The organism is Clostridium sp. AM58-1XD, assembly GCF_003464085.1.
Classification (GTDB): Bacteria; Bacillota; Clostridia; order Lachnospirales; family Lachnospiraceae; genus Lachnoclostridium_A.
In genome coordinates, this window is the sequence record NZ_QSDR01000003.1 from 50,740 (window position 1) to 70,080 (window position 19,341).

At 47.1% G+C, this 19,341-nt stretch carries 15 protein-coding genes and 2 pseudogenes; 11 read left to right on the top strand and 6 right to left on the bottom strand.

Annotated features, from left to right (window positions below; genetic code table 11):
* Positions 1-39 precede the first annotated feature (39 nt).
* A pseudogene (locus tag DXA13_RS02245) lies at positions 40-1,832 on the top strand (L-fucose isomerase).
* 263 nt (positions 1,833-2,095) lie between these two features.
* Here DXA13_RS02245 and DXA13_RS02250 read toward each other — a convergent pair.
* The 4 genes from DXA13_RS02250 to DXA13_RS02265 form a co-directional block, all read right to left on the bottom strand.
* Positions 2,096-2,707 carry a hypothetical protein gene (locus DXA13_RS02250; RefSeq protein WP_118241635.1) on the bottom strand — a complete coding sequence of 204 codons (612 nt, stop codon included), beginning with the start codon at positions 2,705-2,707 and terminating at the stop codon, positions 2,096-2,098.
* Between the two features lie 17 nt (positions 2,708-2,724).
* Positions 2,725-3,171 (bottom strand): MarR family transcriptional regulator, encoded by a 447-nt coding sequence (locus DXA13_RS02255; protein ID WP_181995501.1) that lies wholly within the window; start codon positions 3,169-3,171, stop codon positions 2,725-2,727.
* A 197-nt stretch (positions 3,172-3,368) separates the two neighbouring features.
* On the bottom strand, positions 3,369-3,887 hold the full coding sequence (locus tag DXA13_RS02260) for a nucleoside recognition domain-containing protein (protein WP_118241637.1): 519 nt from the start codon (positions 3,885-3,887) through the stop codon (positions 3,369-3,371).
* Positions 3,888-4,112: 225 nt separating this feature from the next.
* Positions 4,113-5,810: a DUF885 domain-containing protein gene (locus DXA13_RS02265; protein WP_243008928.1), complete on the bottom strand. Its 1,698-nt coding sequence runs from the start codon at positions 5,808-5,810 to the stop codon at positions 4,113-4,115.
* 229 nt (positions 5,811-6,039) lie between these two features.
* On the opposite strand from DXA13_RS02265, the pseudogene metG reads away from it, so the two are divergent.
* The 8 genes and pseudogenes from metG to DXA13_RS02305 all read left to right on the top strand — a co-directional run bounded on the left by metG (position 6,040) and on the right by DXA13_RS02305 (position 15,395).
* Positions 6,040-8,006 (top strand): annotated as a pseudogene (gene metG / locus DXA13_RS02270) (methionine--tRNA ligase).
* 161 nt (positions 8,007-8,167) lie between these two features.
* On the top strand, positions 8,168-8,665 hold the full coding sequence (locus DXA13_RS02275; protein WP_181995502.1) for a TRAP transporter small permease: 498 nt from the start codon (positions 8,168-8,170) through the stop codon (positions 8,663-8,665).
* On the top strand, positions 8,666-9,973 hold the full coding sequence (locus tag DXA13_RS02280) for a TRAP transporter large permease subunit (RefSeq protein WP_118241641.1): 1,308 nt from the start codon (positions 8,666-8,668) through the stop codon (positions 9,971-9,973).
* A gap of 15 nt (positions 9,974-9,988) precedes the next feature.
* On the top strand, positions 9,989-10,957 hold the full coding sequence (gene dctP / locus DXA13_RS02285; protein ID WP_118241643.1) for a TRAP transporter substrate-binding protein DctP: 969 nt from the start codon (positions 9,989-9,991) through the stop codon (positions 10,955-10,957).
* A 62-nt stretch (positions 10,958-11,019) separates the two neighbouring features.
* A complete protein-coding gene (locus DXA13_RS02290; protein ID WP_118241645.1) occupies positions 11,020-11,952 on the top strand; it encodes a 2-dehydropantoate 2-reductase in 933 nt (310 codons plus the stop codon).
* A 132-nt stretch (positions 11,953-12,084) separates the two neighbouring features.
* Entirely contained in the window at positions 12,085-12,666 is a 582-nt protein-coding gene (locus tag DXA13_RS02295) for a Crp/Fnr family transcriptional regulator (protein ID WP_118241647.1), read from the top strand.
* Between the two features lie 334 nt (positions 12,667-13,000).
* The gene (locus DXA13_RS02300; protein WP_118241650.1) at positions 13,001-14,191 is read left to right on the top strand and encodes a M24 family metallopeptidase; all 1,191 of its coding nucleotides are present in this window, start codon (positions 13,001-13,003) and stop codon (positions 14,189-14,191) included.
* 25 nt (positions 14,192-14,216) lie between these two features.
* Positions 14,217-15,395, top strand: coding sequence for a M24 family metallopeptidase (locus DXA13_RS02305; protein WP_118241652.1), 1,179 nt, complete (start codon positions 14,217-14,219; stop codon positions 15,393-15,395).
* Between the two features lie 172 nt (positions 15,396-15,567).
* On the opposite strand, the gene DXA13_RS02310 is transcribed toward DXA13_RS02305, so the two are convergent.
* Both DXA13_RS02310 and DXA13_RS02315 read right to left on the bottom strand, forming a co-directional pair.
* Positions 15,568-16,374: a sugar phosphate isomerase/epimerase gene (locus tag DXA13_RS02310; RefSeq protein WP_118241654.1), complete on the bottom strand. Its 807-nt coding sequence runs from the start codon at positions 16,372-16,374 to the stop codon at positions 15,568-15,570.
* A gap of 3 nt (positions 16,375-16,377) precedes the next feature.
* The gene (locus DXA13_RS02315) at positions 16,378-17,430 is read right to left on the bottom strand and encodes an isocitrate/isopropylmalate family dehydrogenase (RefSeq protein ID WP_118241656.1); all 1,053 of its coding nucleotides are present in this window, start codon (positions 17,428-17,430) and stop codon (positions 16,378-16,380) included.
* A 306-nt stretch (positions 17,431-17,736) separates the two neighbouring features.
* On the opposite strand from DXA13_RS02315, the gene DXA13_RS02320 reads away from it, so the two are divergent.
* Both DXA13_RS02320 and DXA13_RS02325 read left to right on the top strand, forming a co-directional pair.
* Positions 17,737-18,501 carry an aldolase/citrate lyase family protein gene (locus DXA13_RS02320; protein WP_118241658.1) on the top strand — a complete coding sequence of 255 codons (765 nt, stop codon included), beginning with the start codon at positions 17,737-17,739 and terminating at the stop codon, positions 18,499-18,501.
* 11 nt (positions 18,502-18,512) lie between these two features.
* Positions 18,513-19,340, top strand: coding sequence for a DUF6282 family protein (locus DXA13_RS02325; RefSeq protein WP_147347982.1), 828 nt, complete (start codon positions 18,513-18,515; stop codon positions 19,338-19,340).
* The last annotated feature ends 1 nt before the right edge of the window (position 19,341 follow it).

Here is a 19,341-nt window from a genome sequence, read left to right on the forward strand (position 1 = left end):
GGATGCCTTGCATTCAGGCAGAAGGGAGAAAAGAAAATTATGGCAGAAAGCAGATTAATTGGAGACTATCCGGTAGTCGGCATCAGACCGATTATCGACGCCAGACAGGGGATTCTTGACGTAAGAGGATCTCTGGAAGAGCAGACCTTGAGTATGGCCAAGGCCGCGGCTGAGCTGATCAGGAACAGCGTGCGCTATACGAACGGAGAGCCGGTAAAGGTTGTGATTGCAGACGGCAGCATCGGACGTGTGGCTGAGGCAGCTGCGTGTGCAAAGCAGTTCAAGAAAGAAGGGGTAAGTATTACCCTGTCCGTAACGCCTTGCTGGTGCTATGGATCCGAGACGATGGACATGGATCCGACCACAATTAAGGCCGTTTGGGGACTGAACGCAACAGAACGTCCAGGCGCAGTTTATCTGGCCTCCGTTCTGGCGGCACATGCCAGGAAAGGGGTTCCTGCATTTGGAATCTATGGGAAAGAGGTTCAGGAGAAGGACGACGAAAATATTCCGGAAGACGTACAGGAGAAAATACTGCGATTTATTAAGGGCGCAGTAGCAGCAGCGACGATGCGGGGGACCTCTTATCTCCAGATTGGAGCAACCTGTATGGGTATCTCAGGCTCCAGCATTGATCCTGATTTCTTTGAAGAATATCTGGGAATGCGGGTGGAATCTGTGGATGAAGTAGAAGTGCTGCGCAGAATCCAGCAGGGAATCTATGATAAAGAAGAATATGAAAAAGCACTTGCCTGGACGAAAGAACACTGCAGAACCGGTTTTGACAAAAACCCGGAGTACGCCCGTAAGTCCGAAGAGGAGAAGGCAAAGGACTGGGAATTCTCCGTAAAATGTGCCTGCATTATCAAGGACCTGATGAATGGAAATTCCAGGCTTGAAAAGGGAAGAGAAGAAGAGAGCCTGGGACACAATGCTCTGGCGGCCGGTTTCCAGGGTCAGAGGCAGTGGACGGATTACTTCCCGAATACAGATTTCGCAGAGGCCATACTCAATACATCCTTTGACTGGAACGGCGCCAGAGAACCGTATATACTCGCGACGGAAAATGATACACTGAACGGAATCAGCATGCTTTTGCTGAAGCTTCTCACCAACCGCGCTCAAATGTTTGCTGATGTAAGAACATGCTGGTCTTCGGAATCCGTAAAAAGAGCAACTGGATATGAGCTGAAGGGAAAAGCTGGTGAAGCACAGGGCTTTATTCATCTGATCAATTCAGGCGCCTGCTGTATCGATGCCTGCGGAGAAGTCAGGGACGGCAGCGGCAGCAGCGTGATAAAGCCTTTCTGGGAGATGACAGATAAAGATATTGAGGCCTGCTTACAGGCTACAGAGTGGTGTGAGGCAGATTTGGGTTACTTCCGCGGAGGCGGTTACTCTTCCCGCTTTCTTACAAAAGCGGAGATGCCTGCCACGATGATTCGCCTGAACATTGTAAAAGGCGTGGGACCCGTGATGCAGATTGCAGAGGCTATACAGTTGAACTTCCGGATGAGGTTTCGGATCATATCTGGAAAAGGACGGACTATACATGGCCGTGTACATGGTTTGCTCCGATTGTAAATGGAAAAGGTCCGTTTAAGACGGCATATGATGTGATGAATAACTGGGGGGCCAACCACGGCGCGATCAGTTACGGTCATGTAGGCGCAGACGTCATTACGCTGTGTTCCATGCTTCGTATTCCGGTATGTATGCATAATGTACCGGAGGAGAAAATCTTCCGCCCGGCCTGCTGGAATGCGTATGGTATGGATAAAGAAGGCCAGGATTACCGCGCCTGCGCAGCATATGGGCCGCTTTATAAGTGATGGTTCTCCGATTACCTGAATGATAGAAATGACCGGTCGCGGCATGCTGTCCTGACTGGAAGATACTGTCTGTGACAGGGATAAATTCCTGTAATATAAATTTTTTGATATTAAAAAGAGGCTGTTGCAAAATGTCGAATTAGCTATGCCACTGATACCAGATTCCGTTCCAGGCAGTGGCCAAGTCACTCCATCTGGTATCAGTGGCAATGCTTTATTCCTTTTTACAACATCCTCTTTATAAATTTGCTTATCTAGTCTTCTTATTTAATCTTCTTATAGCTGTCGATATAGGAAACTTCATCGATATCTTCATCCATAACCTGAATCTTTAACGTATCGATATTGAAATTTTCTGTAAAGGTGTTGCCGACAGAAGCGATCACCAGATCCCTGTTTTCTTCCGGAAGCTGGGAAATGTTTAATACAGCCAGTTCAATGCTTGGCGTATCGGCAAACATATCGCCGCTTTCTGTTTCAGTGTTCTCTGCTTCGCTGCTCTCAGCCTCAGCGCTTTCTGAATCGGCTTCAGCCTCGGCTGTTTCTCCCGTCTCTCCTGGTATGTTGAATCCCAAAACAAGGGTATCATCAGGAAGAACGCCGTATTCGATCAGTTTCGCAAGGACTGACTGAGCGTCTAACGTCTCTACTCCGTCCATTTCCTGTGTAAGGCCTGTCTTATCTTCGTTTATAGTATAAACGGAAATTGCGGATAATGCAGGGGCATTTGGATCAGGAACCTTGTCCTCTACTCCTCCGGGCGCTTCTGTTTCGAATGTTTCAGCAGTCTCTGCCTGCTTTTCCGGTGTAGGTGTACAAGCGGCCAGAGATAATACCGTCATGGCGCTTAATAAACACATAGCAAATTTTTTCATAATTGTAAATAGCCTCCTTATTCGTTTTCCTGAAAACTTCTGAACCAATAATTCAAATGTTTCAGGGCCTTCACCAAAGCTTCCATTTCGTCAGGATTCAAGGTACTCCGGACACTGTCAATCATTTCCCGGTGAAAACGTGCATGGTGTTCATATGCTCTGCGGCCTTTTTCTGAAAGAGAAATATACACAACACGGCGGTCTTCCTGTCCGCGGTTGCGCACTACATATCCCTTTTTGACAAGGCTGTTCATGGCAATTGTAAGGGTTCCTACAGTGACAGATAATTCTCTGGCAATGGTGGACATATTTTTCGGTTCATCCATTCCGATTGCATGAATTACGTGCATGTCATTGTTGGTAATATCCCTGAATTCAGGGGTAATGATTGCCTTCTGTTCCAGATCCATAATATCACGGAACAGGCTTACCAATACTTCATTTAACGTTTCGTACGTATCCACTTGATTACCTTTCGCTCCTCAACTATAAAAGCTTCTTACTGATTATACATGATTTTCCCGGACAGCACAACCTCCTAAATCCTTAGAAAATTCTTACATTCCACATAAAATTTCTGTCGAAAAATTAAAAAAAGTCATGGGCGCGGCCGGCAGGGAACCTTTTGCGGTGAATGAATAATCAGGATTCTCCTTTGTTTTTATGAAGTAAGAAGAATACTCGCAATAACGCCTGCAGCTGTTGCAGCAAGAGCGCCAGCAAGTGTATAGCGCGTTTTCGTGATTTTAACCGTGCCGAAATAGATACTGATGCAGTAGAATACAGTTTCCGTACAGCTCATCAGAACAGAGGCCATCATGCCGACGGAAGAGTCGGTTCCATATTCCTTGAAAATGTCTAAAACCAGGCCGATTGCAGCTGAATTGGAAATCAGGCGGACGATCAGCACCGGAACGAGAGGAGATGGGAGATGGAGAACAGATGCCGGCGTTTTCAGAAGACCGCTTAAAAAATCCAGAAATCCAGAAGCGCGGAGTACGCCGGTCGCCGTCATCAGGCCAATAAGCGTGGGCAGGATTTTAACAACTGTCTTCAGGCCATCGCGCGCACCCTTCAGGAAATCATCAAATACAGGACGTTTTGAAAGAATACCAAAGCCGGTAATGTAGAATATAATGAGAGGGACGAGGCAGTTGGAGAGAAAAATAATAAGAGCCACAAAAAACCTCCGTCAGAATCGATTAATAAAATCATATTCATTCTGCCGGAGGTTCATTCACATCCCGTCGATTTCTTTTATACCTAACCGGAGAAATTGGCCCGGTTCAGCCAGCTGTTAAAGTAGGTACGTATAACAGTAAACGGTGCAGGCCCATATCCAGGATAAAGGTATGGAAATCTTTTGCGTTAAACCGGGTACCCAGGAGCGCTTCCGCATCCCGCCTCATATTGGCAATCTCCAGATAGCCACATAGTATTCCAGATAATTAGCAGGATTTTCGATCATGGTCTGGTAAATCTCATTTACGGTATCATCGGATACGATAGTATAGTGCTGTCTGAGAAAATCAGCAACCTGTTCTTTCTGCCATCCGTAATAATTGATCTGAAGATCCAGGTAAGCATGCAGCCCCAGCAGAATGGAACGATTGTGCACTAATACCTTCTGCAGGCTCTGATCCAGCCCGTTGTCAAACAGATAGGACTGAAACTCTACATATGTCGCCCATCCTTCCGTATAAGAACCAAAGGACAGGAGATGGCGCAGGCGTGAGGTGTTTTTATTTATAAAGTATACGGTCTGATACAGATGACCGGGATATCCTTCGTGAGCCAGAGTCGGATAAAGCGGTTCGTCCTGAAAGCGTTCGTTGCGGTTAATGTAAATAACATTATCCTGATAACGGTCAAGAGGCGGAACGAGGTAAAAAGCCGGGCTGAGTGAGAGTTCCAGAGCTTTAGGAATATCTTTTATTGTATAGCTGCATTCCGGAAGCTCTGGGAAGTCGGCTTTAATCTGAGACTGGAGTTCGGCTACAATCTCGGATGGGTCTGCTGACCGGAACGAATAATCATAGACCTTGGAAACTATCTCTGGATCGGCTTTTATTATAGAAGCAATCGCCGCCGTATCACGGTCCAGCTGTACTTCAATTGCGTCCTTCAGCTCATCGATGGTCTGATAAGACATGCCAGTTACGGCGTGGACAAGATAATCATAATATACTTTGCCTTCCGGGTATCCGCACATGCCCTGCTCATTGGTTCCAGTGCCTTTCAGTGAGTTCAGAGTATCAATCAGTCCCTGATAAGCCGGAACAAAATGTTCTGCCAGAATCTTGACGTGTTCTGCTTTGTAGGCTGCCTTCTCCTCATCGGTCAGGCCTTCTACGGCGTTCAGACGTTCGTCAAAGGTCTGAGTAAGAAAATTGTCCTCAGGAACAATCAGATACGTTTCACAGGAGGTAATAATGTTATCTGCGGAAGTATCGCTGATAAAAAGCCCCGCTTCGGATTTCGCTTTTTCGAACTCTCCGATCTGGTTGTAATAACTGTCAATTTGCGAAAGAAGGGCGAGATAATCATCGATATCCTTTCTGTTATAAAACGTGTATTCAGAAAGGAGAATGGGGAGCTGCGCCTGAACACCGATAGTCGGAGCCAGAGGCTGGTCATATAATTCCAGTCCGTCGCTTAATATGGAGGTATCAATATAGTCTTTCAGCACCCGGCATGTCAGCTGCTGGTCCGAATTCAGCTGTTTCAGCGGAAAGGATTCCAGCTGCCTGAGAATCTGCTTTGTGTCTTCCATTTCGGCCTTCATCTCATCCAGAGAAACGGGTCCATATGAAACGGCAGCTTCCGTAATTCCTGCGGCGGCAGGGTCCGCCAGCATATAGTGCAGATTTAATGTGGATTTGGACAGTTCGGTGCGAAACAGGTCATCCGCAAAAGCGTCGAATTCAGCCTGTATTTGTTCTGAAGACGCTTTGTATTCTTCATATTCCTGAGAAGATGGTACGGAAGACGATTCTCCCGGCTGAGGCCGTTTTGCAACACAGCCTGTAAGAAAAAGTGATGTAATTAAAAATACAGCGGCTATCTGGCGGTAAAAAAGCAGATTTCGGTACTTCTGTTTCATGGCAGTCTCCTCCGATTCCTGAAAACACAATAGATTGCGAAATAATCCGCAGTGAGTTCCCTAATTATAAATTATATTAAGAAGGAATACAACTCATTCCATTTAATATAGGAAAAGTTGCAGGAGTTGTGTACTTGACAGACAATCGGGAAACGATTAAACTATATGCAATGTAAAATACAGGAAATCCCTGTAAATGTAAGGAAAAAGACGGCAAGGAGGACAGAAGATGTGCCAGAATTGTAAAAAACCGTATTATATTACGACAGCAATCGCTTATACATCAGGAAAGCCGCATATCGGCAACACATATGAGGCGGTATTGGCTGACAGTATTGCCCGCTATAAGAGAGAACAGGGCTATGACGTGTTCTTCCAGACAGGAACGGATGAGCATGGACAGAAAATTGAGCTCAAGGCAGAAGAGGCAGAAGTTACTCCAAAGGAGTTTGTAGACAGGGTATCAGGTGAGATTAAGAATATATGGGATCTGATGAACACTTCTTATGACAAATTTATCCGTACCACGGACGAGGATCACGAGAAGCAGGTTCAGAAGATATTTAAAAAGCTGTACGATCAGGGCGATATCTATAAGGGATATTATGAAGGCCTGTATTGTACGCCGTGTGAGTCCTTCTTTACGGAGTCCCAGCTTGTGGATGGAAAATGTCCGGACTGCGGGCGTGAGGTACAGCCGGCGAAAGAGGAGCTTACTTCTTCAAGATGAGCAAGTACGCCGACAGGCTGATTGCCCATATCAATGAACATCCTGAATTTATTCAGCCGGTAGCGCGCAAGAATGAAATGATGAACAACTTTCTTCTGCCGGGACTCCAGGATCTCTGTGTTTCCAGAACGTCCTTTAAATGGGGCATTCCTGTAAGCTTTGATCCGAGGCACGTCACATATGTCTGGCTGGACGCGCTTACCAACTATATTACGGGAATTGGTTACGACTGTGATGGCAGCAGCACGGAGCAGTTTGAAAAATTATGGCCTGCAGACCTTCATTTGATTGGAAAGGACATTATCCGCTTCCATACGATTTACTGGCCGATTTTCCTCATGGCCCTGAATCTTCCCCTTCCTAAGCAGGTGTTCGGCCACCCATGGCTGCTGCAGGGCGACGGCAAGATGAGCAAATCTAAGGGAAATGTGCTGTATGCCGATACTTTGACAGACTTTTTCGGCGTAGATGCCGTGCGCTACTTTGTGCTCCATGAGATGCCGTTTGACAATGACGGAGTCATCTCCTGGGAGCTGATGGTAGAGCGTATGAATTCCGACCTGGCCAACATACTGGGCAATCTTGTAAACCGTACGATTTCCATGAGCAATAAATACTTCGAAGGTATTGTAACGGATGCGAAGGCAGCAGAGCCGGTGGATGAGGATTTGAAGGAAACGGTTCTCTCTGCGGTTAAGAAGGCAGACGAGAAGATGGATAAACTCCGCGTAGCAGATGCAATCACGGAAATCTTTAATATCTTCAGAAGAAGCAACAAATACATCGATGAGACGACGCCATGGACGCTTGCAAAGGAGGAAGCAAAGAAAGACCGCCTTGCAACAGTGCTTTACAATCTGACGGAAGCGATTACAATCGGCGCTTCTCTTCTCGCATCCTTTATGCCAGAAACATCAGAAAAGATTTTAGCACAGCTGAACACTTCCAAACGGGAGCTGAAAGACATGGGATCATTCGGCCTCTATCCTTCCGGCAATCAGGTCGTGGAAAAACCGGAAATACTCTTTGCACGTATGGATATCAAGGAGGTTCTGGAAAAGGTAGAAGCTATGAATAAGGCGGCTGCAGCAGATCAGACGCCGGCAGAGGAAGAGGGCGGCATCGATTTGGAAGCAAAGCCGGAGATCACGTATGATGATTTTGCAAAGCTTCAGTTCCAGGTGGGCGAAATCCTTGCGTGCGAGGAAGTTCCGAAATCCAAAAAGCTGCTCTGCTCAAAAGTGAAGGTAGGGAGCCAGGTCAGACAGATTGTCAGTGGTATTAAGGCTCATTATACACCGGAGCAGATGGTCGGAAAGAAGGTAATGGTTGTTACGAACCTCAAACCGGCCAAACTGGCAGGTATTATGTCAGAGGGAATGCTTCTCTGTGCAGAGGATGCAGAGGGAAATCTTGCGCTTATGACACCGGACAAGGATATGCCATCAGGAGCGGAGATCTGCTAAGAAAATTAATATGAGAAAATATGATTTGAAACCTGAAAAGGCCAGTCTGTGACTGGTCTTTTTTTTGTGGAATGTCTCTTTTGGTACATTAGCAGGAATTGTTTGTATGATAAAATAAAAACAAGGTTTTGGATAAGAAATTAAAAAAAGGAGGGGAAGATGTGAAGGTATTTCATAAGGTCATTGACACATGTCTGAATATTTTGGCTACGATAGCAGGGCTGGCATTGGGATTTCTGCTGATTGCGATCTGTTACTCGACCTTTTCCAGGGTCGCATTTCACAATCCGATGTCCAATCTGATTGAATATTCAGCGTACAGCCTCATCTATATCACGTTTTTAGGGGCGCCGTGGATACTGAAACAGAGGGGGCATATTACGGTCGATCTGATTTTGGAGATGATGAGCAAAAAAAAGAAATATCTGATGAACATGATGACAGACATAGCCGGGAGTCTGATCTGCTCGGTTGTCTTCTGGGAAGGTGCAGTGGTGGTCTGGTCCAACATCCGGGAAAACATTAAGGTGATGGACTCTATGGGGACTCCCCAGTTCCTGCTGATTATTGTGATACCTATCGGGAGCTTTTTTATGGTTATCCAATTTCTGCGGAATGCGGCCGAGGATTACCAGCTGTGGAAGGCAGGTGAAAACTAGATGGATTGGTATGTTGTATTATTGCTTGTATTTGTCGGACTGATTCTCATCATGTTTACGGGACTGCCCATTGCGTTCAGTTTTATTGCAGTGGCTACGGCCGTCATCTATGCACTGATGGGAGAATTTGGACTCAGGCAGCTGATTCTGGGAATGTATGATCAGGTGTGCCAGTTCAGCCTGACTCCTATTCCATTCTTCATGATTATGGGGGAGGTGTTCTACCAGTCAGGACTGGTGTCCAGAACCCTGGATACTCTTTCCAAATTTGTAAAAAAGATACCGGGCAGACTTTCTGTCATAACACTGATTGGCGGCGGAATTTTCGCGGCCCTAAGCGGCTCTGTAGTAGCCAACACAGCCATGTTCGGCTCTCTGATGCTGCCGGAAATGACAAGACGGGGATACAATAAATCTCTGACAGCCGGCTCTATCATGGCTTCGGGAGCGCTGGCAATGGTAATACCGCCCAGTTCCCTGGCCGTACTTCTGGGAAGTATTGCGGGAATCTCTGTGGGCCAGATTCTGATTGGGGCGATCCTGCCCGGCATCCTTTTGATGCTTTTATACATATTCTACGTGATCGGCGGATGTATGTCCAAGCCGGATCTGGCGCCCCCTTATGATTCTGAGGAGACTAGCGCCAGTGAAAAATGGCGGGCGATGCTTCAGGATATTCTTCCTCTGGCATTTATCTTTTTGATGGTAATGGGATTGATCTTCCTGGGGGTTGCAACACCTACGGAGGCTGCGGCCCTGGGCGCTCTGGGATCGTATATTCTGACTGTTTTCTATAAGAAATTCAGCTGGAAAATGGTGCTGTCTACACTGGTCAGTTCTCTGAAGGTTACGGCAATGATTCTGATGATCATTGCGGGATCCGCCGGATTCAGCCAGATCCTGGCCCTGACCGGAGCCAGCAGAGAAGCGGTGATTGCAGTACTTCAAATATCGGATTCTAAAATCGTTATTCTGGTAATTATGCTGGCTGTTATTATTCTCCTTGGATTCTTTATGGAGCAGACGGCAATCATGATGATCACACTTCCGATATTTATGCCGATTGTAACGGCGCTGGAGATCAACACTGTCTGGTTTGCAGTGCTGTATCTGATCTGTCTGCAGATCGGCCAGCTGACGCCGCCGGTAGGCCTGGCCCTGTTTACCATGAAGGGCGTATCCCCGCCGGAAGTTACGATGAAAGATATTTATAAAGGAGCCGTACCGTTTTTAATTCTGGATATTGCAGCATTGGTCATTATCATGGCAGTACCGGCGATTGTCACCTGGCTGCCTGGATTGGGATGAGAGGGAGGAATATCTATGGGAAAACTGAAACAACTGGGAGCAATGATTGGATTTACGGCGTGTGTTGTCTGCCTGACTGCCTGTGGAGGAAAGCAGGCACAAACATCGAATGCAGGCGCAGGCGGTACAGAGGAATCAAAGGAAGTGACACTGAAGCTGTTTGCAGCCTGGCCGGAGAACAACAGCAACCTGATCGATATGGATAAATTTATCCAGAAGGTGGATGAAAAGTCGAACCATACGGTGCAGATTGTGTGGGGCGGCGGACCGGAAGCGATCCCATCCAACCAGCTGGCAGAGGCCATTAAAAACGGCGTGGTAGATGTGGCCTGGACTGCTCATACCTACAATGTATCCCATATTCCGGTAATGGAAGGAATGAAACTGACAGACGCGGACAAGATGAGATCAAACGGTGGATTTGAATTTGTAGATGACCTCTATGTAAAGAATCTCAATGCCCATTACCTTGGTAATGTTACAAATGGCTTAACGTATAATCTCTATACAAAAAAAGAGATTCATAGCCTGGAGGACTTTAAAGGATTAACCATCAGAGCCACACCGGCTTACCAGGCATTTGTGGAGAGCCTGGGGGCAGGCGCTGTCAACACCAGCGCAGGCGAGGCATATCAGGCGCTGGAGCGAAACGTTATCCAGGGATATGGATGGCCCAGCCTGGGAATTAAGGATTACGGCTGGCAGGAAGTATCTGAATATATCATTGAACCGGCTTTCTATACGGTAGACGTGGCGGTATTTATCAGTGATAAGGCGTGGAGCGGGTTGAGCGAAGAACAAAAAAATGCCCTACGGGAAGCTGGAAAAGAGGTTGAAGAAGAAGCTCAGACGTATTATAAAGATGCCATTCAAAAGGACAGAGAGGAATTGATTGCAGAAGGGATGAAGGTGATCACCCTCCTGATGATGTGGCGAAGGAGTATCTGGAACTGGCTGACAAGGAGGCGTGGGCGAATGTGCTGAAAGCAGACCAGGAAAATGGGGAAAAGCTGAAGGGATATACGGAATCATAAAGGAGGGGGAACATGAAAATTGTAATTATCGGAGCGGGGGCAATGGGAAGCCTGTTCGGAGGAACCCTGGCGTCTGTTGCGGATGTCTGTCTCTATGATGTGAATCAGACCCATGTGGATGCGATCAACAGAAACGGACTGCTGATGAGCCGTGGAGCAGAGAAAAATTATGTAAAGGTACGGGCGACTACCAAACCGGAAGAGATAGGAGAGGCTGACGCGGTTATCTTTTTTACGAAATATACGTTTATGGAGCAGGCGGCAAAGGATGCCCTCTGCTGTATCGGCCCTAAGACGGTGGCAGTCACCCTGCAGAATGGTCTTGGATGTATGGATATCATGAAGAAATATCTGAGGGAGGAACAGATCTATTATGGTCTGACTGCATACACCAGCGATATGAAAGGACCCGGTCATATAGAACTCACAACCAATGAGAATGTGGGCACCTATTTCTGGGCGCTGAACGGCAGCGTCAGCCCGGAAGCAAAACAGCTGGAAACAGTTATGAGGGAAGCCGGCTTTCACGTGGAGATCACCCGAGAAGTAGATGAACGGATCTGGAAAAAGCTGATGGTAAACTGTTCAGAAAATACTCTATGCGGAATTCTCCGCATGCGGGTAGGACAGCTGATCCACACGCCGGAGTCTTATGAAATATTAAAACAGGTGGTTGGAGAGGTCTGCAGTGTGGCGAGAGCAAAGGGGATTGAGATTTCTGATGAGGCAGGACTTGCGTATGTGATGGAGATCAGCCGGGCGGTGGAAGGCCATCTGCCTTCTATGGCTTTGGATATTCAAAAAGGGAGAAAGACAGAGATTGCCTGCCTGAATGAAGCTGTGATCGCAGAGGGAAGAAGGCTGGGTGTAGCCACACCGGCGCTGGAAATGACGGCACAGATGGTGCGGGCTATAGAAAAAAATTACAGTGTACTAGCATTTTGATATTATTATCAGAATATTTCATCTTATTTAGGGGATGGCAATCACTTATCTAGTTATTGAAAAAGAACCCATAGAATTGTATAATAGTTAAGAAGTATTTTTCCATGTTGGTCGAGGATTACGGAGGGTTACATGCTTCTTAAAAGAGAATTATACAATGATGAGTGGGAGCAGCTGCTGCGTGCCGGCGGACGCCGCAGATATCTGGCGGGTGATGTGATTTATATTCAGGGAAAAAAGAATGTGGGGCTGGTATGCATTACAAAAGGCAAGGCGAAGAACTGTATTTATTACAGTGACGGCACGGAAAAACTGGTGTGTATTTTAGAGGGACCGGCAGTTACCGGGGAGACGTCTGTGATAGACGGAGAAGGAAGCATAGTCTCCACGGAGGCTTTGACAGAACTGGAAGCCGTCATCGTGCCTGCCTCTGTGGTAAAGGAACTGATGGGAAAAAATCCGCGGATTATGATGTTTCTGCTGGAATTAAACGCGGAGAAAATCAGGGCGCTACAATTTCAGGCAGAAAATATTGTGCTGACCACCAGACAGAAGCTGGCAAGAATGCTGATCAATTTCTATTCTTCAGGGTATATACCAGGGAGCCGGAGGGAAATCTGGTTACCATTACCCATGAGCAGCTGGCAGATTTTTTGGGGACAACCCGCCCCAAGATTACGGGGGCCCTTAATGAATTTGAAAAGGGCGGCCTGATCAGAAAAAACAGGGGGAGTATTGAGATTATAGACAGCGAGGGTTTAAAACGGATTTATGACTTTGAGTAACGGGGCGGCAGGCAGTTTGCCGGCTGACCTGTTACGGAAACAATGAGCCGGAATGCGGTACTGGGTATCTGACAGAAGTTCGGATATCCGATATTGCGTTCCGGCTTTTGCTGTCATGAAGATCACAGAGCCGGAGTTCAGCGGTTTCGTATATTTATCAGTGATATAGGACGGAATGTTCCGAATGGAACAGAGGATTTGGGAGCCTCCTTTTATAATGGAATTACAGGAACCGAAAGTGATTATAAAAAGGAGGAAGAAACATGCCAGAAAAGTATCATGAGCGACTGAAATCTCCCATACCCAGGGAAGAGCTGGAGAGGAGGTCCGGGGCACTTCAGAAAGCGATGAAGGAAGAAGGGATTGACTGTATTGTCGCCCAGAATATTACACAGTATATGGGCGGATGCAACCGGTGGCTGACAGACACGACAGCCGAGAATAATTATCCCCAGTCCAGTATTCTGCCGTCTGAGGGAGAAGTCCAGTATATTGCCTGCAGCGGCCCGCCGCTGGATTTATACCCCCCGTCCCATCTGCTCAGAATCGGTAAGCCCTACGGAGCGGCCCCCTATTTTTCACCCTTTAATTTTACCCATACATGGGAAGGGCGATTTGTCGTCCAGTGGGCTGTGGACCACCAGGTGAAGAAAATAGGAATCGCCGGAATGGAGATGTTCTTCTGGAACTATTACAGCTACATAACAGAGCATCTGCCTCAGGTGGAGGTCGTGGACGCGTCCTCTATGTTCGATGAAATCAGGGCGGTGAAGAGCGGGGATGAATTGGCGTTTATTGAGCATTCTGCGGCAGTGCAGGATAAGGTGATGGGATATATACCGGCGATCGCCCAGCCAGGCGTGAGGGGGTATGAGATACGTTCCAAGATCATGCAGCTGGTCACAGACCACGGCGGTGAAGAGATGGTTGTCATTATGGGACATGGCAGGCGGGGAGAACCATATGATCTGGTTCCTTCGTTCTTCCAGAATGACGCGTTGGAACAGGGGGATGAACTGTACATCCGTATGACCACCAGTGGCCCGGGAGGGATGTTCACCACAATCGGAAGAACTTTTTCTATCGGATGCGAACCGTCCCCTCTGATGGTTCGGGGACAGGACAGCGTGAAGAAGGCGGAGCAGTATCTGACGGAGCTGATGGTTCCTGGTGGGGACCCACAGGTGGTGTTTGCGTCCTATAACCATTATCTTGAGAGTCATGGCTATCGAAAGGAAAAAGGGGTATTTGCTTACGGACAGGGATACGACCATGTAGAGCGGCCAAGTATACAGCCGGGAGAGACTATGCAGCTTAAAAAAGATATGTGTATGGCAGTCAACATCAGCCTGCAGAGCGAGACAGGTACATCCTATGGTGCCGACACGTACATACTCAAACCGGAGGGAGCAGTCAGGCTGCACCGGACGGAACAGGTGATCTTCCGGACATAGGTGAAAGAAAGGAGTGAAGAAAGGTATGAATCATAAAATCAGAAAAGCAATTTCCGATATGGAATTGAGAAGAAGATGGGCAGAAACGCGGAAAATACTCCGGGAGAAGGAGTTGGATTTCCTGTTCATGCAGGGGAGCAACATGCATTTGGGCGGTTATATTCGCTGGTTTACGGATATCCCGGCAGAATATAATTTTCACATGACTGTACTTTTTCCAATCGATGATGAGATGACTCTGGTGAGAACCAGCGCAAGCCCGATTCCTGCGTGGGCCCTAAGAGGCGTAAAGGAAGTGCGCTATGCACCGTTTGCCCCCACGCTAAACTACACGAGCGGGATGGAGATCGGACTGATTGAGGATTATTTCAGACAAAGAAGTCCAAAAAGAGTCGGCTATATCGGTGCAGCAATGATGACAGCAGGTCTGATGAAGGCGCTGCTGGAAAAATTCCCCCATACAGAGTTTGTTGATATCACAGATGAGATTGATCTTGTAAAAGCGCTGAAAAGTGAGGAAGAGATGGAATTTATCCGGGAGACGGCCAGAGTCCATGACGAGGTATGGGCCGCATTTCCGGCGATTGTAAAACCTGGTATGATGGAATATCAGATTCGTGCTGAAGTCATAAAGCTTCTAATGGATCTTGGTAGCGAAGAGCATTTGATCTTTATGGGAACGGCAGAACAGGGCAAATCCTGTGGAATGTCAACTTTCCAATATGCCAACAGAAGGGTAAAGGATGGGGACTACGGTACTCTGTTGATGGAAGTATCCGGCCCGGGCGGCTATTATTGTGAGTCAGCCAGAAATTTCTCCTTCGGAGAGCCGTGCCAGGCATTGAAAGATGCATGGGAAGTGGCGGTGGAAGGCCAGCAGATGACTGCAGATCTGCTTACGCCGGGACGTGATTCCACGGAAATTGTAGCGAAATACAATGCATTTGTTGCAGAGAAAGGATATAGCCAGGAGGGACGTCTGTATGGACATTCCCAGGGATATGATTTGATTGAGCGGCCGGCTTTCATGGCGTACAATGAAAACGGTGTTGAGACCATGAAGGTATACGCAGGAATGAACTGTTCCCTCCATCCATATCTGATTGATGATGAACAGACGGTTTATATCAATGACAATTATTATGTGACAGATCATGGAGCAGAGAAAATCCACCGCACGCCCCCAGTGATGATCCTGCTGTAGAGGATGACAATAAACGGTGTCATTTAAAAGAATCAAGATGCTGCAGCGGATGATTCGCTCGGTCCAGGCTGAAAATTCAAGATAAAAAAGGAGCGTCGCCCCTGACATGGGATTATTGTGAGTCCATGTCATTGCGCGACGCTCCTTTTTGCCATCTTTGAAAGCGTTAATTTTAAAGAGTGCTTATATAATTCAGGATTTTGTACGACAGTTCGGCAGCCTGGAAACTATCCGGAAACTGCTTGATTTCCAGGGAGTAATACCCGGAATAGGATGTTTCCCGGAAGCTTTTTAAAACGTTTTTAAAATCGATGTCACCACAGAAGGGAACAAGGCGCTCCGAGTCTGCCAGATGGACAAAACCGATGTGATCCGCCGCCAGCCGAATACTTTCTGAAATGTCGGATTCGGTAAATGCCATATGAAACGTATCCAGAAGCAGCTTCAGATTGCTGCATTTCATTTCGTTGATCCAGTCCAGAGATTCGGAAATGGTATTCAGATTATTAACATTATCATATTTCTGAGGTTCCATAACGATGCCGGCATTCTGCTGTCCCGCATAATTACAGAGATCGTAAAAAATCTCATTCAGCAGCTGGAAGGTGCAGTTGACCTGAGAGTTTACTTTACCACGAAATTTTCCGATGATCACAGGGGCCTGGAAGGCCGCGGAGAAAGGAATCAGCTGCAGTGTCCGCTCCAGCGCTTCCCCACGGATTTCCGGAACAGGGGAGAGCAGGGTCAGGCCGTCCTGTGCCTGCATGGGACTGGTGCCGATCGCCGAGATTTTCAAGCCCCGACGGGAAAGGGCCGTATCGATATAGGAGATGCTTAACTCTTTGGGGTCCCGTACGAGGAGTTCTACAGCTTCGTAGCCAATCCCTGCAATTGCGTCCAGATTGCTTTCAAAATTGCCTGTGAAGGCCATCAGATTTACATGGCTGTCCGGTGCTGCTATGGGATAAGACAGTTTCATCCGCTATGCCTCCTTACGCTTTTTCTGAACTCGTTCGACGATCGCCCTTGCCAGATCCATGGTTGAGGAATTTCCTCCTAAATCTGGAGTAAGGACCCGCCTTTCCGAGAGGACTTCCATTGTGGACTGCTCTACCCAGGCCGCTTCCTTTAAAGCTCCGATATGACGGAGGAGAAGGGCGCCTGAAAGGATTAGAGCCACAGGATTGGCTATCCCTTTGCCCGCGATGTCTGGAGCGGCTCCATGAGAAGCTTCAAAGACGGCGACATCGCTGCCGATATTGGCTCCCGGCGCAAGGCCAAGGCTTCCCACAAGGCCGGCTGCCAGGTCGGATAAAATATCGCCGTATTGATTGGAAGCTACCAGAACATCCAGCTTTTCCGGTGATTTTGCAAGATAGAATGCGGTCGCATCTACCATGTAGTCATCTGACTCGATATCAGGATATTTTGCAGCGACCTCGCGGAAACACTTGAGAAACAGCCCGTCGGTAATGCTGATCGCATTTGCCTTATGGATACAGGATACTTTTTTTCGCCCGTTTTTTCTGGCAAATTCAAAAGAGAAGCGGGCGGCCCTCACTGCGGCGGCCCTCGTTGTCAGCTTCGTGCATTCAGCTGCGATATCGCCGATTTCATGTTCAATTCCCGAATACACATCCTCTGTAATCTCTCTCATAATTACCACGTCCAGATTTTCATAATTTCCTGAAATATTTGGAATTCCGCGGATAGGGCGCGGGCATATGTACAGCTGCAGCTCCCTTCGGATCGCATTGTTCAGGGACGGATAAATGTGCTCGCTGCCGTCCTCGTGTACACAGAGCAGGCGGCCTTTAAATTTATCTACAAGAAGAGGGGCTTTGATAGCAAGCCCGATTTCTTTTATCTTTTTAACGGATTCCTGCGGAAGCGGATGATGATATTGCTCCATTCCTTCATCTCCGATTGCAATCGGCACCCATTCAAAATTCAGTCCGGTGGATTCCAATACAGAAAGAGTTGCTTCTGTTATTTCAGGCCCAATGCCATTTCCCTTGATTACGCCAACTTTCATAATATAATACTCCTTTTACTGTTATTAATAATAATGGTTTCAAATCTCAACGATATGGAATAAAAGTTTGTCTGCATATTTACAGTATAGGCTTTGTGGGAAATTTTGAGAAATAGGATTATAAAAGAAATTCCATTCCAAAACGGCATACCTCACATTATTCCACTTTGGAATAGAATTTCATCTATAAATCTATTTCTCCTTTAAAAAATCATTTGATATGATGAGTATAGCAAAGTCAAAAACAGGGATAAAAGATAGGAAAATGTCTGCAAACAAAAACATCATGTAAAAAGGAGATGCACCATGGAAGAACTGAAGGAAAAACTGGAAAGAGGAGAGAAGATAGCGGGTGTAATGACGAGAATCGTCAGAAATCCGGCCATTGCACTTCTGGCGAAAAATGCAGGTCTGGACTATATTATGATGGACTGTGAACACAGTAATTTCACTATGGAGACGATTCACGATATTCTGATTACTGCAAATGCGGTGGGACTGGCAGGCTTTGTAAGGGTTCCGGAAGGAACGAAGGCGTGGATATCCAGGGTTCTTGATACTGGAGCGGCAGGCGTAATGGTTCCGATGATCGAAACGAGGGAACAGGCGGAAAACCTGGTGCGCTACGCCAAGTATCAGCCGATCGGCGGCAGAGGGTATACGGCAGGCTGCTGCCATACGGATTATAAAGGCGGAAAACATGCAGATATTATGGAAATGGGAAATCGAAAAGTAATCGCAATCGCCCAGATCGAGACGAAGAAAGCAGTAGAAAATGCAGAAGAGATCGCTTCGACAGAAGGAATTGACGCGTTGCTGATCGGACCAAATGATTTGTCTGTTTCCCTGGGTATTCCGGGAGATTTTCAGAATCCTCTGGAATTAGAAGCGATTAAAACCGTTGCGGCTGCCTGCAGAAAATACGGGAAGGCCTTTGGGCTTCACGCAGGAGGTTCCCTGCTGGAACAGTTTTCGGATGACTTGACACTCGTTATGAACAGTATGGATACAGATATTCTGGCGGCAGGCCTAAAGACGGTAAATGATACATGCAGGAATCTTGGAAAGTGAGGGAAACACGTATGACTCTTGAAAATGTTGTGGAGCTTCATGTACACGCAGCTCCGGATATCAGAAAGAGATCGGTGGACGACTGGGGAATTGTAGAATCGGCCAACAGGGAGAAAATGCGGGCCGTCGTACTGAAATCCCATTTTTTTCCTACCATGTGCAGGGCGGAAGATATGCAGAAGATATCAGAAAAAACGCTGATATTCGGCGGTATTGCAATGAACCGCACCGTAGGGGGATTGAATCCTTATGCTGCTGAGAAAGCAGTCGATATGGGGGCTAAAATCATATGGCTTCCTACCCATGACGCACAGAATCACTGTGAAAAAATGGGAAAGGCGGGAGGGATTTCCGTTATGAATGGAAAACGTCCTGCGGACGGCCTGAAGAATATTGTCCAGCTGGCTGCAGAACGAAACGCAGTGCTTGGAACAGGCCATTTATCCCCTTATGAGATCAGGCATACAGCAGACCTGGCTGTAAAATACGGGGTAAAAAAGCTGGTTGTTAATCATCCGGAACTACATATCGTGAGCCTCTCCATCGAAGAGCAGAAACAGCTGGCCGAAGCGGGAGCGTATTTTGAAAGAGTATATGCTCAGCCGGTTACGCCAGGCAATTATAAATTAAATCTGGAAGAGAATTACCGGGCGGTTATGGAAGTGGGATATGAGACGACGATCATATCTACAGATGGGGGGCAGCTGGAAAATCCGTTTTGGACGGAGGCATTGCTTCAATATTTGAATTTTATGGAGGCAAAAGGGCTGGATCAGAAGAGAATAGAACAAATGGCAGTTAAAAATCCGGCGAAGATGCTGGGTCTGCCGGTAAACTGAT

What these genes read in the sequence shown, in the direction of transcription:
- DXA13_RS02250 (WP_118241635.1), bottom strand. Translation starts at nt 2,707, where the DNA reads ATGAAAAAATTTGCTATGTGTTTATTAAGCGCCATGACGGTATTATCT.
- DXA13_RS02265 (WP_243008928.1), bottom strand. Translation starts at nt 5,810, where the DNA reads ATGAAACAGAAGTACCGAAATCTGCTTTTTTACCGCCAGATAGCCGCT.
- DXA13_RS02280 (WP_118241641.1), top strand. Translation starts at nt 8,666, where the DNA reads ATGGATTGGTATGTTGTATTATTGCTTGTATTTGTCGGACTGATTCTC.
- dctP (WP_118241643.1), top strand. Translation starts at nt 9,989, where the DNA reads ATGGGAAAACTGAAACAACTGGGAGCAATGATTGGATTTACGGCGTGT.
- DXA13_RS02290 (WP_118241645.1), top strand. Translation starts at nt 11,020, where the DNA reads ATGAAAATTGTAATTATCGGAGCGGGGGCAATGGGAAGCCTGTTCGGA.
- DXA13_RS02295 (WP_118241647.1), top strand. Translation starts at nt 12,085, where the DNA reads ATGCTTCTTAAAAGAGAATTATACAATGATGAGTGGGAGCAGCTGCTG.
- DXA13_RS02300 (WP_118241650.1), top strand. Translation starts at nt 13,001, where the DNA reads ATGCCAGAAAAGTATCATGAGCGACTGAAATCTCCCATACCCAGGGAA.
- DXA13_RS02305 (WP_118241652.1), top strand. Translation starts at nt 14,217, where the DNA reads ATGAATCATAAAATCAGAAAAGCAATTTCCGATATGGAATTGAGAAGA.
- DXA13_RS02310 (WP_118241654.1), bottom strand. Translation starts at nt 16,374, where the DNA reads ATGAAACTGTCTTATCCCATAGCAGCACCGGACAGCCATGTAAATCTG.
- DXA13_RS02315 (WP_118241656.1), bottom strand. Translation starts at nt 17,430, where the DNA reads ATGAAAGTTGGCGTAATCAAGGGAAATGGCATTGGGCCTGAAATAACA.
- DXA13_RS02320 (WP_118241658.1), top strand. Translation starts at nt 17,737, where the DNA reads ATGGAAGAACTGAAGGAAAAACTGGAAAGAGGAGAGAAGATAGCGGGT.
- DXA13_RS02325 (WP_147347982.1), top strand. Translation starts at nt 18,513, where the DNA reads ATGACTCTTGAAAATGTTGTGGAGCTTCATGTACACGCAGCTCCGGAT.